Here is a 16,536-nt window from a genome sequence, read left to right as displayed (position 1 = left end):
GAATCATTTAGGGCGTGGGAATTGTACCCTCCACTCCTTGAACAAACCAGTTAAAGCTTAGCAATTCTGCATCGGTCATCTTCTGTCCCTTGGCAACTTTCACTTCACCCTTTTGGTTTTTAATCTCACCGGTGAAGACATCCCATTGTTTACTTAAGATTTTTTGTTTTGCCTGTTCGACGAGTGCTTTAGTTTCCTCACTTACCATCGGGCCATAAGGTGCCAGTCCGATGATCCCTTCACTTAGGTCACCCCAGTACTGTTCATTCGTCCAGGTGCCTTTTTGAACCGCTTCTACCGTTTTAACATAGTAAGGACCCCAATTCCAAATCGCAGAGGTAAGGACAGCCTTCGGTGCCATCTTAGACATATCGGTGTTGTAGCCGATACCGAATTTACCCTGGTCTTCAGCAGCCTGCATCGGTCCGGGGGTATCCTGATGCTGAGCGATTACATCGGCACCCGCTGCCAAGAGAGTTTTCCCAGCATCTTTTTCAGCAGCCGGATCATACCAGGTATTGGTCCAAACTACTTTGACTTTAGCATTCGGATTCACGGATTGTACCCCTAAAGTAAAAGCGTTGATACCACGAATGACTTCAGGAATGGGATGGGCTGCGACGTAGCCAATCGTGTTGCTTTTCGTGGCTTTACCTGCTACGATGCCGCTCATATATCGGGCCTGATACATGCGGCCGAAATAAGTACCGACATTTTTAGCCGTTTTAAATCCTGAATTATGCATAAACACGACATCCGGATATTTTTCAGCCACCTTAATTGTTGGATCCATGTAACCAAAACTGGTCGTGAAAATGATCTTGTTCCCTTTTTCGGCTAATTGAGTAATAACCCGCTCAGAGTCGGCACCCTCAGGTACACTCTCCATAATGGTCGTTTCCACATTCGGCATTTTTTCAACTAAGTATTTACGCCCGTTATCATGGGCTGTGGTCCAACCTGCATCCCCTACCGGTCCAACATAGACAAAGGCTACTTTAATTTTTTCTGCCGCAGCCGGTGTTGCAGGTGCATCTGCCGGCTTGGTTGCAGTATCCTTGCTGCTGCCACATCCGGCAATAATCAAAATAAGAGACATCAACACCACAACAAATACTGAACTTCGACGCTTCAATTTCATTTCTCCTGTTTTCCCCTTTCTTTACAATGCCAATCTAAAGATCAATTTGACCAATACAGTGAGCTGTGCCTATGGCTGTTTCCCAGCTCTAAGCTCACTCCTGGGCAACCCCCCCTTCGTTGGCTTTACAGAGGTTAAGTTTTTACTCTGATTTAAATAAAAAGAAGCTTCCTTGAGATAGTAGATAATAGATAATATATCTCAGTAAGCTTCTTTGCTTTACAAGTTTGAGTTACTTATAACCGTATTATATTACTTATAATTAACAATTACAATGAATTTTTAGTATGAGTAAAAAGCCCTTTATGCATGTTAACCCCCTCAATAACTAGTAAGTTATCTTTAGCAACAAGTCTTGACACGTTAGTTATAAGCGTGACCTTTACGTTTTTATCACTCTTTTAACAAATTACGACCCAAATTGATAGATAATATAATTGCTAATAGTACAAGAGCATACGAAACTATCACTACAATGATCGCTGGTCCATAGGAACCAAGGAGATCATAAATAAAACCAAAAACGCTTACCCCTATACCAACCATTAAATTTAAAGCCATCATTACGTAGGAGAATATGGTGCTATAATCTTTTGAACCGAAAACCTGTCGTACCAGTAATGGTGGTTCAATTGCTGATACCGATATGCCAATCCCAAAAAGTACGGCTCCGGCAGTAAGCAGAGTTGTATTCTGTCCGCTGACTAGGAGGACTGCCAATCCCGCTATTACAACCACAATTGCTATGGTAGAAGCCTTAATAATACCAATTTTGTCATTAAGCGCACCCAGAGCAATTTTGGCTATTATTGAAACAAGCATAATAATCGATATCATAGTTGCTCCTGTAGTCGCCGACAACCCAAGTGAAATAATATAGGAAGGAATATGTTGAGTGAAAATCCCATTAAAGGAAAGTAAACCTGCCGTGATAAAAATAAGCCAAAATGACGGTGACTTTAGCGCTCTTGAGGCCGAAACTCCTGATAAAGAAGCTGCTGTTTGCTGTTGGGATATGCTTGCAACATCAGTCGACTCTTCTTCTCCATAAGCCAACATTCCTTTATCTGCTGGTTTAAAACGGACAAGCAAAAGCGTACAAGGCAATACCAAAGCCAACCCGATTAGTCCAAGACCCCAATAACCGGTCCTCCAGCCATAATCCTTGATTAGCATCGATCCAATCATGTTAAAGGCTGCTCCACCGACTCCGGTGAAAGCCATCGCTATCCCGATAGCAAACCCGGTCTTCTTCTTAAACCAGTTACCTAACATGATCGGTACAGCCAAAAAGCCCGTAAATGCTAAGGCGATACCGCTTATTGCACCGCTAATATACCAGCCAAGCAAGGAATGATATTGAGACATAGCCATAAACGATGATAACAAAGCTATCAAAACTAAACTTTGAACCAATCTAAAATTTAATTTGGGGAGCATTCTGCCGGCAAAAGGTAAAGTTAACATCGTAACAATTGCTTGAATCATCATGTATGTTGCCAACGGCCCTCTGCCGACTCCCAATTCTTTAGCCACAGGAGTGAAAAATATACCTGCGCTCTGACCGGCTATACCAATTGAAACACCCATAATAATACATGCGGAAAATAAAATGACCCATGCATAATGAACACCTTTGTTATTCATTTTAAACCTCCCAGTAATTTACTATCCGACGGCACTTCATCCGTAGAATGACGTACAGTTACTTTTTCTTCGCGCCGTTAAAGCGAGTGGCAGCGACAAAGGCCTCCGTGAAGCTCGGCTCGATAGTCAGCTCAACGTACTCTACCTGACTTGCGACGCGTTCTGCCTCGGCGCGTTTTTCCTTGTTCAACAGCGCCATGCGCGCGCCATCGCCGGCTGCGTTCCCCACTGCATAGACCCTATTTAGATCGCAATCAGGAAACAGTCCGATAGTCAGAGCTCTTTGGCGGTCAATCACTGCTCCAAAACCGCCAGCTAGGATAACTTTATCCGGCTTCTCAACTCCGTACCTCCTCAGGAGCATTTGCGCGCCGGCATACATCGAGGCCTTAGCGAGCTGGATTGCAACAACATCCTCGGTGGTAACTGTGATGTCCTGGTCGATAGACGTCTCTTCCCGCAAGGCTATCACGAATTCTGGTTTCCCATCGGTGCCTGTGCGCAGACGTGATGAGGCTAACGACTTGTCGAAGTGTCCCCTCTTATCGATGATCCCAGCGGTGAGCATCTCAGCCAGTGCGTCGATGATTCCTGAGCCACAGATACCGCGCGCTTGCACTTCTTCCGCGCGTTGCTGCGTATTCCACTTTGGACAGCCAATCACGCTGAAGCGCACCTCCAGCGTTTGGGGGTCGATACGCACTTTGTCAATCGCCCTGCGGGTGGCGCGCATGCCGAACTTGATGCTCGCGCCCTCGAACGCCGGTCCTGTAGCGCATGAGGTTGAGAGCAGATGCTTGCGGTTCCCCAAGATCAGTTCTCCGTTTGTTCCGATATCGATGATTAGCCGGACGTCATCGTGATTATATGGTTCCTCGGCGATCAGCACCGCGACGTTGTCGGCCCCGACGTAGCCAGCCTCGATTGGCAGGAGATGAACGTTGGCCGAGGGCAAGATAGCCAGCCCCAAGTCGCGGGCTTTAACATTTACCGAGTGACGGATGGCTGGAGTGTAAGGCGCCATGCCCAACTGAGCAATGTCGAGACCCAGCAGAATATGATGCATCACGGTGTTCCCTACTAAGACTGCCTCTTGGATGTCTTCTGGCAACAGCCCGACCTGCAAAGTGACATTGCGGGCAATCTCGTCCAGTCCATTCATGATCGCCCGGTTCAGCGCATCTAAGCCGCCTGGCTGCTGGGCATAAGAAATTCGGGCAATAATGTCCTCTCCAAACTCCACCTGTGGATTCATCATCGCCTCGGTCGCCACTATCTCACCACTTGCCAAATCACAGAGGTGACCGGCAACCGTCGTGGAGCCGACATCTACCGCGAGGCCATAGGCCCGCTCGACATAACCAGGCTCAACACGAATGATCTCCTTCTGATCCCAAACGCTGATGGTAACCTGCCATCTTCCCCTGCGCAGCGCACTGGAGAGAGTCCGCAGTGCAGCATGATCGATAGAAAGGTTGCGCAACCCAAAGCGGCTTTCCAGCTCGACAATCAGGCGCTCCCAGTCGCTAGCAGGGTCATCGAAGGTGGGTGCAGATAGCTCGACATAGTATTTACGGATCGTAGGGATGACAGTAATCGCTTGCTGCCCGACCGCCTTGCGCACTATCTGCGACTCGACGCGGCTCTCGTCTGGCACGAACACGGCCACGTCTCCGTGCACAAGAGCCTGGCATGATAACCGCTCATCGGGCCGTAGCCCATGCCGTTCAGCAGTACGCTTTTCGTTGTCCCCAAGTGGCGATAGATGGGACATGCTCGATATAATACTGTGCTCCTTGAAGACGCCCTCCAATATCCGCACCTTGCACTTGCCGCAGGTCGCTCGCTCGCCACAGATCGTTTCAATGCCCTCGCCGAGAGAGCGAGCTGCTGTCCGTAATAGTACACCATCCTCGACTAGACCGTTCCTTTCTGAGGGAAGAAAGAGAATATGATGAAGGCTCAAAGCATCAACTCCTTAAAAGGCCAATTCAAGCATTGCCATCAAGAGACAAAACCTTGCTCGCACAGGAGGCGTAAGATTTGCTCTGCCAGATAGTCCGGTTCTCCTTCAAGGATGTTCCCGTTCTTATAACGTATTCCGGCTTAAATGGCTTGCGCAACCCGGCTTTCTCTGCCAGCAAAGAGTTAACCCCATCAGCGGCAATGACCACGTTGGCATACATCTCTCCTTGATCCCGTCGGGCACGCACCCCCACTACGCGACTATTTTCCATGATTAGGTCGTCGATGACTGTCCGGTTAACAAGTAACGCACCTGCCTCCACCGCTTTTTGCGCGAACCAGCGATCGAATAAATTACGCCGCACAGAATAGCCGTTATTAGGTGGCATACTAAGACGGTTACTATCTAACTCAATATTCAAGGCGTTATCCTCACCGAGTATACTGATTACCATCTTAGAAATTGGACGCTCCAGCGGTGCCTCCTCCCAATAGTTAGGAATTAATTCATTAAATACGTGCCCGTAGACAACGCCTCCAAACATGTTCTTCTCACCGGGGAATTCGCCCCGCTCGAACAGAACTACATCCATTCCTGCCTTCGCTAAGACAAAGGCGGCGGCGATGCCAGCTGGTCCTGCTCCGACAATGATCACATCGTGTTTCTTCATTCCTTGCCACCTCCTTCCGCACTTGCTTTCCGCTCACGAATTCCCTTGATCAGCGCGGGGATCACCTGATGGAGGTCACCAACGATGCCCAAGTCGGCTAGCTTCAAGATGGGCGCTCCTTTGTCTTTGTTGATGGCAATGATTAGCTTTGCGTTGCTCATACCCGATACGTGTTGACTGGCGCCAGAAACGCCAGCCCCTATATATAGCTGTGGGTTCGTTGTTCTGCCCGTCACCCCGACAAGTCGTTCTTCTGGAGCGCAACCTTGATCCAAGGCTAAGCGCGTCGCCCCAACAGACCCACCCACCACACTGGCCAGTTCCTCGATGATGGACCACTGTTGAGGACCGCCCACGCCTCGACCGCCAACGACGACAATATCCGCCTCTTTTAAGTCTACAGTTAAAGGGTCGGCCTTAATAAGCCCTACGACCTTCGTACGGATCTCCTCGGAAGAGATGTTTACCTCCACGGGGATAACCTCCGCTTTACGATTTTTTTTCGGTTTGTCGACACCAATTGCTCCGGGTATAATGGTCACGATTTTTGGTGAAGTCAAACACGTCAAAGTGGTGTAGACCCTGTCGCCGTAGCTAGGACGGATCATCAACAATCCACCTTGTTCGTCGTTCTTCAATATGACGCAATTGCTCATAGACCAACGTTGAGGCGAGCAGCCAAACGGGGCGCTAGATCATTGCCATTGGGCGTACCCCCAATCATTACGACCTCAGGATTGTGTTCTTTAATTAAGCCGGCTAGTGCAGATACATAGGCGTCGGTAGTGTACTGCGCGAGCAGGGCATGTTCCAATAGAAAGACCTTCTGCGCTCCAAAGTGGGCCAGAGTCTCTGATAAAGCAGCCACTCCATCGCCCATCAAAACTGCGCAGAGAGACACACCCCGCTTCATTGCCAGCTTGCGCGCATCGCCGAGCAACTCCAGTGTAACCTCGTGCAGCTCGTCACCCTGTCGTTCCACTAGCACCCAAACGTCTGCTGCCATTGTCATCCTCCTATCCTTTGACTAACATATCAAATATTACTGTCATAACGGGATCACGGGATGCACCATCCGCACCCCACCGCCCAAATAGGTGTTCTCTGCGAGCGATAACACCGATATTTGAAAATAATTCCATGGTCACCTTGCAACAAGTGGGGGCCGGCTGCAAATCAGCGACCCCCGCTCTACAAGGCCCTCTTTTAGCAGAGCTTAGAGTTGGCGACCCACCTTGTGACCATCATAGATTGCAGAACCTACTAGCCGTGCCGCTAAGCAATCGCCGATGCGGTGCAACTCTTTGACCTTCCCTTTTAGGGCAAAGTACAAATCCTCGTTAGGCTTTCTCCCTGTGTTGAAGATGACAGTGACCCCTTCCACCACTCGTTTAGAGCCGGTGAGCAGGTCAATCAAGGTAACGCTGTCCTTGTCGATGCTAACAACAAAGGTTTGCGGGGACAACTTGACACCGGCCTTTGCAAGGCGCTTTAAGACATGACCATTGGTCGTCCCCTCCACGTCACTCGCAATAAAGTTATGTCGATCAACGATCATAACTTCTTTACCCTGGGCTGCGAGGATCTCCGCCACACCTGGCGCCTTGACGTTTGCCTCCTCATCGAGAATCACGACCTTGTCTGTGGTCACTTCCTTACCCTCAATAACATCGTCCACTACCATGGTGTATCCGCTGTCCCAGCCAGGAATAGGATATCCGGTTACCCCTTGGAATCCGTTACGGTATGGAGTCGAACCATTCGCCAGAACTACGGCATCAGGGTTTTCCTTAAGCACGTCCTCGGCGGTCATCTCCTTACCGAGTACAATCTTCACTCCATGTTTGGCTGCCATTACCTTACGGTACCGAACCCATTCATCCGACTCAGCTCGGCCCGGCAGCTTAGACGCAAGGTTGATCTGACCACCCAACTCCTGCTCCTTCTCATACAGGGTGACTTCGTGACCTCGCGCTGCTGCTACCCAAGCGGCTTCCAATCCCGCAGGACCACCGCCCACGACCATGACCCGTTTCTTAGTGACTGCCTGATCCATAGTCCCGATGCCCCATGCTTTCTCTCTTCCCATAGTGGGATTCTGGGTACAGTCACAAGGCAATGACTTCGTTACGTTACCAATACAGCTCTGCAAACAACCCGTGCACGACCGAATCTCGTCCAGCCGCCCGTCTCTCGCTTTGTTACCCAGCTCCGGATCGGCGATTTGAGCACGAGTCATGGCGATGAGGTCGCCATGTCCGTCGGCAAGAATCTTCTCCCCCTCTAGGGGGTGTACGATACGCATATTGGCGACCACTGGTAGGTCTACAGCTTCTTTCAACTGTGCACAATAGGGGATAATGGTACAGTGTGGCTCGTACATCGTCAACCCTATTGAGCCCCCGTGAAAGCCTGTGGCAACATTAAAGTAATCTACCTTTCCCGTTGCCTCAATCAGCTGGGCGATTTCCTTAACGTCCTCGATGCCTAGACCACCTGGTGAGAAGTCATCAACTGTGAGACGGTAGCCCAAAGCCATACCGTCCCCAATTATACTCCGTACTTTATCGATGACCTGCATAGCGAAGCGCATACGGTTCTCTAGAGAGCCTCCGTACTCGTCCGTGCGCTTGTTCCACAAGGGGGAAAGAAACTGGTGGAAGAGGTAACTCGTTCCGCCGTGCAACTCGATTCCGTCGAACCCGGCCTCCCGACAGTTTGCGGCGGACAGACCGAAGTACTCGATGACCTCTTGGATTTCTTCGATCTCCATCGGATGTGGACCCTCTCTGCTTACCATTGTGCCCAGACCGGGGGTCCTGAGGCAGCCCAAACAGGGCGTCTACTCACAACGCCGCTGGCGTGCGCCCCTCCGTGTGCTAGCTGGCAGAATATCTTAGCTCCATTAGCATGCACCATTTCTGTACTCAGTTTCATCAATGGAACAGCCTCTTTGGGCCAGCCACAGCTCATCACGCCGTGCACTTGAAAGGCCGCGGTTGGGTGAACCTTATCGTCACCGAAGAACACCAAGCCAGCACCGCCCTTGGCCCGTTCAGCGAGGTAGTAGGCATATCGTTCATTAAAGAGTCCGGGAGATCCTGTACTCCACTCCTCTACCGGGTAGCCTACGCTTGGGTATGGATCAACATAACCAGTGCCATGTGCGGTTGTCATAAGTCGGTTTTTCAGGGTCACCGGCCCCACTTTAAGGGGCGTAAACAGGTACTTGAATTCGTCAGCCATTTCCATTTCCTCCTCTTTTCCTAGGCCTATGTTTCCATATGCCTGAGGTTATCTTGATTCGCCTGACTACTGTCAAAGCCGCTACAAATGAATATGAACATGTCCGTTCACTGTTGTGTCACGGTTGTCGGTGTCAACTTACCTGCACGATTTGCCTTCAAGTAGTTCCGACAATAATCGTCGCTGCCAGCGAGCGTGGCCGCCGCAACAAGTGTCGCCATCACCTCCCGATCTCGTACGTTTACCATGAACCCTTTGAGACCTAATGCCGTTATCATTGCCACGAACGTCCGGTTAAGAAGGCGTCGCTGCGGCATCTCAAAGCTAACATTGCTTGGAGCGCAAAACGTTCCAACTTCAGGATAACGCTCTCGGATCAGTCTCAGCGTCTGCAAGAAAACGGAGCCAGCGGTGTGATCCGCAGCAACCGTCATTACCAAGGGATCGAGATAAATGTCTTCGGGCTTAATGCCAGCCGCAGTCGCGCGCTCAATGAGCATATCGGCGACAACCAGCCTCCCCTCAGCGTCCATCGGGACGCCCCGTTCACTCATACAAAGCGCAACCAGACCACAGTTATATTCAACTGCAAGTGGAATCACAGTATTAAGTCGTTCCTGTTCTGCGTTTATTGAGCTTAGAATAGGGCGCGCTCCACGATACACCTTGATACCGGCGCGCAACGCCGCAGGGTTAGAGCTATCCAGAACGAGTGGCACATCAACAACACTCTGTACGATATCAACCATCCAAGCCAGATTCGCATCCTCATCTAGTCCGGCCAAGCCCCCCGCGTTGACGTCGAGCATTTGGGCACCACATTCTACCTGGGTTCGAGCCAGCGCCGCGATAGCGTTTTCGTCGTGGGCAACTATCGCTTCCCTAACTGTTGGAATGGTGCCGTTAAGAGACTCTCCAATGATCAGCATTTTTCACCTCAGATTCTGCCTCGATTATTTCTGAATTATCTAATTTTATGAGTCTAAAAAAAACGCACCCCGAGGCTGGTGTGCTCAGTGCCGCTGGTAAATGGGTCACACTATAGTCGCTAGCGCCGCAGCTTTCTTCTTGGCGACAAATGTTTGAGCCATCTGAACAGCTTGCATGGCATCTTTACCGAAAGCGTCAGCTCCAATCTTGACAGCCCATTGTGCGTCTAGAACACACCCCCCGATCATCGTGAAGATTTGGTCCCGCACACCAGCAGCTTTCAAACCTTCTTCAATTGCAATCATCTCACTTGCAACAGAGGTCACGAAGGCCGATGAACCGACGACATCAGCGGAGTTTTCCACCGCGATTCTAACAAACTCTTCGGCTGGAACGTTTTCTCCAAGGTTGAATACTTTGAATCCGGAAACTTCCATGAACAATGCTACGATGTTCTTACCAATGCTGTGCACGTCTCCTTTGACAGTGCCAATAACCACTGTACCCAAAGGCTCCTGGACCTCGCTACTACCTTCTGGTTTAAGAAAAGCGCTGCCCGCTTTCATGGCTTCGGCAGATGCTAAAACATCGGGAAGAAAATATTCCTTATTTTCCCAAAGGTTTCCGACTGTTTGCATAGCCTTTGTCATGCCTTCATTGAGAATGTCCACTACATCCACACCTGCTTCTTTTGCTTCAGCGCAGGCCTTCTCCGTTTGTCCGGAATCACCATCGACAATGGCTTTCCTAATTGCCGCAAGCAAGTTATTCTTTTCCATGATCTTCCTCCTTAACCACCTTTTCTTTGCAAGCTAGTCCTACGAATCAGAATTTCAAAGGAAGTTGACCGTACTCTTTAGCTGCTTCCATGAAGACATCCAAGTGCTCCGCCGGGGTACTGTAGTCCAAGGCATCCGTAGCCAGGCAGAAGTGACCTCCTGGTGCCCCTATCTTAACGATCCGCTTGACTTCTTCGCGAATCTTCTCCGCGGGACCATGCACTAGTAATTGAGCATTTATACCGTAGCGCAACATTGTCTTGTGCCTCATCGACCATTCTTTGGCTTTGTCCAGTGGTTGACCACTGAAAGCGTAGAAGCCCTCTACCCCAGCCTCGGCATGTGAATCTAATGTGTGCGTCCAGTCCTCAGCACCCCTAATGGCAACAGGTCCTTTCACAGATTTAACAAGTGCGGCTACATAAGGGTATTCGAATTCTCTATGCTGCTTATAGGATACCTGGTCATCAACTCCCACTAGGCGCACCATATCAGCCCCTGCATCGAACATGGCATTTACGAAATCGATAAGATGTTTCGTCGTGAGGGCTGCGAGACAGTGGGCCAGCTCAGGATTGTTGCGCAACGCTAAGAACAATTTTTGCATTGGCAGGATGACGGGGGTGATTCCCCCCGGTATGGCTGTGAACCCATAGATTGGCATAATGTCGCCGAGTTTGTCTTTTAATGCGCTAATCATCCATAACTCCCAGGGCAATTGACCATCCTTGCGTACGTTAGGGAACTTGATCTTGTCAAGATCGGCCGCTGTCTTTACAGGACTATCCACCAGCGTCGGTATCGAGCCAGCAGCGCTGTCCAAGATCCCGCCAAACTCCTTCTCGCCAATGCTAAAGCGAAAAGGTGAGAGCGTGTCGTACCCGAACCGTTCTATGTGGGTTAGATAAGCTAAGAGCGATACCTTTGGATCGGAGTACAAGTCGGGCGGCATCACGCCGTAGGTCACAGCAGAGTGGAGGCCGACAGCGTTCACCTCGATGGGGATACGGTCAGGCTGCTCCCCTCTCTTAACAGCTTCAATACGCTGACGAGGAGTCATGCGCTCCTTCGCTACCCGATTACGGATGCTCTCACATAATCGGTTGACCTTGTCCTCCTCTTCTTTTGTCAGTTGAATTCCATAGTCTTCCACAGTTGCACCTTCCTTTCTCTGATTGAAAAATCCCACACTATGTACATGTTAGCAAAACAATATTCGCAATAGTTCAGCATTATTTCGGCAAGAGTTCAGCAGGTCATTTCCGTGCGCGAATCTAACAGGGAAACACACAGACCCGCCACAATAGAATTAAGCATCTATCATAACGGGTCTGTGTCAGTTTACTCCGCTTCGAGCCGGATGATCTCTTTGAGCAATCGATGGCTTTCGGTGAGCCATGGCACTAGTTTCAGTATTGCATTATGTGGGTCTCAGTTGGAGGCAAAACGAGGATAAGCCACTGCCGGATCTGGGCGACCAAATGTCGGGTACCCAGCGCATCGGCGCTGGCGAGTGCGCTGGATAACTGTTGGACGGCCTCCGCTGCATAGCCCCGTTCCCTGGCCAGGCGCCCGAGATTGGCCTTTAGTCGAGCCGCATGGTAGGGGAATACCTGCCGTTCGGCCATGTCCAATCCTTCGGTAAAATATCTTTCGGCAGCCTCCAGGTCGCCCCTGGCGAGCTCAATCTCTCCGAGAATGGATAGGAGATGGCAGTGGAACTCAAGTAAGCCCTTCTCGTGGGCCAGATGCAACCCAGAGAGTGCGTGCTCTAATGCCTCAGTGTCGTGTATCAAATACAAGTAGTGGCTCAAGTTAATCCTGGCCACAACGATCTGATCCAGCGCAGTATCCTGATCCCGTGATCCCATAGCAACGGCCAACGCTGCCTGGTAGCAGGCAATAGCCTGGGGAAGATCGCCCTGCTGCGCAGCGATGAGGCCCAGACCGATTTTGATCTGGGCAAGGATCTTCGGTTCGACGTCTGATTCCTCACCGTAGAGTGCATCCGCGGTCCTAAAATGGTTCGCCGCTTCGGCGAGATCGGCCCCCTCAAGCAGCGGCGTTGCCCCCCAGAAGAACTCCTTGAGATCCACCTTCTCTACCATTAGTGCCGCCCCCAGATACCTCTCTGCCAAGGCTGCATCGCCACGCGACCTAGCGATCGCCGCAGCGCGGCGATAGACCTCGGCAGTCCGGGCGCTCTGCCCCGCTAAGAAATAGGTTTCGCCCAAGGCAGACAGAACGACAATCTGCTCCTTCTCATCAGAACCCGCAAGCGCCTGTTCGTAGAAAGCGATGGCCTCCGTATACGCACCAAGGCGCGTAGCCCGATTTCCAGCGCGCAATGCGTAGCGTTTGGCCCGGTCCGGTGCATCTCCCTCTCCAAAGTGCCATGCGAGGAGACCGGCGATACCTTCAAGGCGATCGTGGTAGATGCTTTCAAGTGCTTCAGCGATTCGACGGTGAAGCGATTGTCGCCGAGCTTTGCCAATCTCTCGACCAGCCACCTCCATCGTCAAGCTGTGGTCAAAGGTGTACCTGTTTCCGTCCGCTAGACGAACCAAGCCTGCAGCAACCAGTTCGTCAAGCCCGTCTACTGCCGCGCTTTCCGAAAGGGCGACAGCTCGGGCCACGACCTTGAACTCGAACTCCTGCCCGACCACCGCCGCCGTATCCAGGACACAACGCGCCGCCTCGGAAAGGTGCTCCAGACGCGCCCGAATGAAGCTGCGTACCGTCTGGGGCACAACCGGCGCGGCCGAAAGGACATTCATGTTCATTTCTCCGTCTGCGAGTAAGAGGCCGATTTCCCGTGCGTGGCGGACAAGCTCCGCGAGGATGTACGGGTTACCCTCGGATGTACGCGCCAACCACTCGGCCAGCATATGGGCGTTAGTTGTACTGAGCTGGTGGGCCACGGCGGTGACGTCGTCGTGCTCAAGGCGCGACAGGGGGAAGCGCAGCAGGAGACCTCCACGGTCGAGCGCGTGCAACAGCGCACCCAAGGAGGAACGAGGCGTAAAGTGGCGTGTTGTCGCGACGAACATGATTGGCTCCTCGGCCTTCTGGCGAAGCAGATAACCCAGCAGGCCAAGCGTGGAGGCGTCGGCCCAGTGGATATCGTCGAGAAAGACGATCACTGGTTGCTGATCGGCAAGGACGAATAGGAACTGTTTAACCGCTTCCCAAAGGCGGCGCTCATCCATAGCAATACTGTTGCGCTGGTCCGGAGCCGATGAGCCCGCCATTTCCGGGAGCAAACGGTCAATCTCCGCGCGCCACACAGGGGCAAGCTTGGTGCGTAGTATGCTATCGAGAGTAGTCCAATCCGGACGAAATAAAATCCCACGGAGCATTTCGACAATGGGCTGGTAGGGAAGGATCTGTTCTAGCTCGTGAGCGGTGCCTCTAATGGTTAGTGCACCTGACTCGCGCAGGAACTCTTCGACCAGACGTGTCTTGCCAATACCGGGCTCTCCTTCGATCAGTGCAAATCCGGGTTCCGCACCCAAAGCTAAACCGCGTAAGGCACTCAATTCGGCCTCACGCCCGACGAAGGGCAGCGGTGTCGACACCTGTAACGGCCCACTGCGGGCCGGACGCTTGTCCCGCAATACGCAAGCACTTGCTCGGTATTGGTCGCCGGTGCCCAACATCTTGTCCGTGATAATAGCTTCGTACAGCGCCTGAGTTTGCGGCATCGGCGGTACACCCATCTCCTGGTCAAGGAGTCCGCGCAGCTTCTCGAAGCGTCGAATCGCGCCTGCCCGATCTCCAGCAAGACAGTGCAGGCGCATGCAGGCACAATACAAGTCTTCTTGCAAGGGATCGAATTCCAACGCCCGATTTAGGGCTTCCAACGCATCGAGATAATTTTTGCGCTTTTCATGCTGCTCTGCCACGGCTGTCAGTCCTCGTATAGTGAGCCGGCGATACCGCTCGCGTTCGGCAACCGCCCAATTGTCGAACTCCGGTAGGTCGGGCAGGCTGAAACCCTCGAGGAAATCGCCACGATACAGGTTCAGCGTTGCGGTGAGCAACTCGAGATCGGCTACAGGAGGGGAAAGACGTTCCTCAAACAGATGCGCATCGATGGCAACCTCCGCGGCTACGGCTAGCGTGTCGTTGTCCGCGCGCAACGCATCACCCATCGTTTTACGCAGCTCGTGCAATGTGGCACCCAGCGCACGCTGCGCAGCCAGGCGGTCTTGATCTGGCCAGAGAAAAGCAAGCGCATGCTCACGGCTCAGTGCGCTGCTATGCGCTGCTATGTAGTAAAGGAGGGCACGTGACTTACGACGTCCCACCCGGAGCGGCTGACCGCTGCGCAGCACTCGCGGCGGTCCGAGAATCTCCAGCGAAAGCACACAGCCCCCGCCACGCTGTCGACGTGTCTCAGTCAACATTGCGGAATCACCCCCACGTGTACAAGAGGAGCCCGGCCACTCCGAGACAAAAGGTACAGTGCGAGTGATTGAAATGCGACGATACTTCGACAATGGCACGCTCCCAATGTGCAGCAATTGGCGCACACCGGCACTGCCATTTCGGATACGAGGCCAGTAGGCTACTATATCCATTATATTTCGTTGGGAAAATAAGACAAGATCAAGTCCGTCACATGTCAAAAATGGCGGGTGAAACGTTTAACGACGCATTCTAAACACCTATCGAACTCCTTAATGACTTAGTGCCTCTTGCGCTGCCTGCAGGATAAAGGCTCTTGTCGGAGTGGCTGGCCTCCCTGTGAGAACGGCTACCGCGTCGCTCGAAATATCGTAGACGCCGCTGGAATAGGCCTTGTAGATTTCCAGCATAAAATCGACTCTAAAATCCGGCAAGCCTGCAGCGACCATTGCCTGCCGAAAAGTATCCGGTGAAGCTTTTAGGAAAGAGATTGGTTTTCCGGCAATCTCTGATGCAATCTCCGCAAGATCGTTCCAGTCAAGTGACTCAGGGCCACATATTTCGTAGATCTTGTCTTGATGTCCATCGGTTGCCAGAACAGCGGCTGCGGCAGCTGCGCAATCGGTCCGGGTGACCGCAGTCACCTTCCCTTCGTCGACCGGCATGCTCATTTCACCGGATTTTATAGCGCCAAGAACATCTCTCACCAACACGTCTGCGTAAAGATTGTCTCGCAAGATCGTATAGGTGAGACCCGTTGCAAATATTGCTTCCTCAGTCTTGTCATGCACTTTCCCAATCGGACTCATTGTCTCTTTGGTACCACTGGTATAGACGATGTGCTTTACGCCTGCCTCGACCGCCGCCGCCACCGCATTTTTGTGCTCCGATAGCGGATCGCCCAAACCAGTCGTTGAAACAATAAGAACCTTTTCGGCCCCGGCAAAGGCACGCACCACAGACGCACGGTCTGTAAAGTCTGCCTTTCGAACATCAATTCCAGCAGCCGCCAGGTCTGCCGCTTTTTCCGGCTCTCTTACACTCACGGCTATTTGTGAAGCCGGTATACGTTCTCTGAGAAAGTTAACTGCCTGTCTGCCCAGATTTCCGTTAGCCCCAGTCACTACAATCATTTGTTTTCCTCCTAATTCTTGATTAATATATTCTTCATGGATTCACTAATTACTTTTTCCCCAGTAAATATCCTCTCCTTTTTTGTTTGATTATTTAGACAATTCCCAATATAATCTTAGAGTAAGGGATTCATATTTACAAGTACGCATATTTTAGATAGATACTCATAAAAAAAGTACTATTGTTAATGGAGGTATTTCTCCAGTGGTTAAAAAAAATTCAAGAGTACACTTGTCCCGTTGCTGTTGTGCAGAATGTAATTTCGGGAAAATGGAAGATAGTTATCTTATGGCAGTTAAGTCAAAAAACAAGAAGGTTTAATGAACTACAAAAACTCTTACCCGAAATATCACAGGGGATACTTACACAACAGCTACGTGAACTCGAACGTGATGGGCTTGTGCATCGGGAGGTATATAAAGAAGTACCGCCAAAAGTTGAATACTCATTAACAGATATCGGAAAAAGTTTTATACCTGTATTAGAAGTAATCGCTGAGTGGGCTGATCGTTATATGAGCTTTTTGGTCAGATAATTGCCATTGGATTCCTTTCAAGTTTATTAAGTCCGAAGGCTGGTTTGCAGCGGCATTATTCTTATGGGCATCAAAATC

14 protein-coding genes and 1 pseudogene are annotated in these 16,536 nt (G+C 51.2%); 1 reads left to right on the top strand and 14 read right to left on the bottom strand.

The genetic code is table 11. From position 1 onward, the window contains the following. Positions 1 to 7: 7 nt before the first annotated feature. The 14 genes and pseudogenes from ACYQ2N_RS19525 to ACYQ2N_RS19460 form a co-directional block, all read right to left on the bottom strand. Complete coding sequence (locus tag ACYQ2N_RS19525; RefSeq protein ID WP_460001087.1) at positions 8 to 1,141, bottom strand: BMP family ABC transporter substrate-binding protein; 1,134 nt, start codon at positions 1,139 to 1,141, stop codon at positions 8 to 10. 393 nt (positions 1,142 to 1,534) lie between these two features. After that, positions 1,535 to 2,788 (bottom strand): MFS transporter, encoded by a 1,254-nt coding sequence (locus ACYQ2N_RS19520; protein WP_460001086.1) that lies wholly within the window; start codon positions 2,786 to 2,788, stop codon positions 1,535 to 1,537. A 58-nt stretch (positions 2,789 to 2,846) separates the two neighbouring features. Continuing rightward, positions 2,847 to 4,451 (bottom strand): ASKHA domain-containing protein, encoded by a 1,605-nt coding sequence (locus ACYQ2N_RS19515; RefSeq protein WP_460001760.1) that lies wholly within the window; start codon positions 4,449 to 4,451, stop codon positions 2,847 to 2,849. A gap of 27 nt (positions 4,452 to 4,478) precedes the next feature. Then, positions 4,479 to 4,754: pseudogene (locus ACYQ2N_RS19510) on the bottom strand (2Fe-2S iron-sulfur cluster-binding protein); the annotation flags it as partial. A gap of 25 nt (positions 4,755 to 4,779) precedes the next feature. Then, positions 4,780 to 5,424, bottom strand: coding sequence for an FAD-dependent oxidoreductase (locus tag ACYQ2N_RS19505; protein WP_460001085.1), 645 nt, complete (start codon positions 5,422 to 5,424; stop codon positions 4,780 to 4,782). Next, the gene (locus ACYQ2N_RS19500) at positions 5,421 to 6,032 is read right to left on the bottom strand and encodes an electron transfer flavoprotein subunit alpha/FixB family protein (protein WP_460001084.1); all 612 of its coding nucleotides are present in this window, start codon (positions 6,030 to 6,032) and stop codon (positions 5,421 to 5,423) included. The genes ACYQ2N_RS19505 and ACYQ2N_RS19500 overlap by 4 nt, the downstream gene beginning before the upstream one ends. Positions 6,033 to 6,076: 44 nt before the next feature. After that, complete coding sequence (locus ACYQ2N_RS19495) at positions 6,077 to 6,430, bottom strand: electron transfer flavoprotein subunit alpha/FixB family protein (RefSeq protein ID WP_460001083.1); 354 nt, start codon at positions 6,428 to 6,430, stop codon at positions 6,077 to 6,079. A gap of 210 nt (positions 6,431 to 6,640) precedes the next feature. After that, positions 6,641 to 8,224: an oxidoreductase gene (locus tag ACYQ2N_RS19490; RefSeq protein WP_460001082.1), complete on the bottom strand. Its 1,584-nt coding sequence runs from the start codon at positions 8,222 to 8,224 to the stop codon at positions 6,641 to 6,643. Further along, the gene (locus tag ACYQ2N_RS19485; RefSeq protein ID WP_460001081.1) at positions 8,218 to 8,670 is read right to left on the bottom strand and encodes an oxidoreductase; all 453 of its coding nucleotides are present in this window, start codon (positions 8,668 to 8,670) and stop codon (positions 8,218 to 8,220) included. The genes ACYQ2N_RS19490 and ACYQ2N_RS19485 overlap by 7 nt, the downstream gene beginning before the upstream one ends. A gap of 107 nt (positions 8,671 to 8,777) precedes the next feature. After that, entirely contained in the window at positions 8,778 to 9,599 is an 822-nt protein-coding gene (locus tag ACYQ2N_RS19480) for a dihydropteroate synthase (RefSeq protein WP_460001080.1), read from the bottom strand. A gap of 105 nt (positions 9,600 to 9,704) precedes the next feature. Next, positions 9,705 to 10,379: a B12-binding domain-containing protein gene (locus ACYQ2N_RS19475; protein WP_460001079.1), complete on the bottom strand. Its 675-nt coding sequence runs from the start codon at positions 10,377 to 10,379 to the stop codon at positions 9,705 to 9,707. 46 nt (positions 10,380 to 10,425) lie between these two features. Then, positions 10,426 to 11,532 carry a uroporphyrinogen decarboxylase family protein gene (locus ACYQ2N_RS19470; protein ID WP_460001078.1) on the bottom strand — a complete coding sequence of 369 codons (1,107 nt, stop codon included), beginning with the start codon at positions 11,530 to 11,532 and terminating at the stop codon, positions 10,426 to 10,428. Between the two features lie 256 nt (positions 11,533 to 11,788). Continuing rightward, positions 11,789 to 14,788, bottom strand: coding sequence for an ATP-binding protein (locus ACYQ2N_RS19465; RefSeq protein WP_460001077.1), 3,000 nt, complete (start codon positions 14,786 to 14,788; stop codon positions 11,789 to 11,791). A gap of 273 nt (positions 14,789 to 15,061) precedes the next feature. Next, positions 15,062 to 15,922, bottom strand: coding sequence for an NmrA family NAD(P)-binding protein (locus tag ACYQ2N_RS19460; protein WP_460001076.1), 861 nt, complete (start codon positions 15,920 to 15,922; stop codon positions 15,062 to 15,064). A gap of 188 nt (positions 15,923 to 16,110) precedes the next feature. Between ACYQ2N_RS19460 and ACYQ2N_RS19455 the strand changes: the two genes are divergently transcribed. Beyond that, entirely contained in the window at positions 16,111 to 16,458 is a 348-nt protein-coding gene (locus tag ACYQ2N_RS19455; protein ID WP_460001075.1) for a winged helix-turn-helix transcriptional regulator, read from the top strand. Positions 16,459 to 16,536: the final 78 nt, after the last annotated feature.

This window comes from Paradesulfitobacterium aromaticivorans (assembly GCF_054657415.1).
The sequence above is the reverse complement of the archived record's forward strand: the minus strand, read 5'-3'. Positions and strand labels throughout refer to the sequence as shown.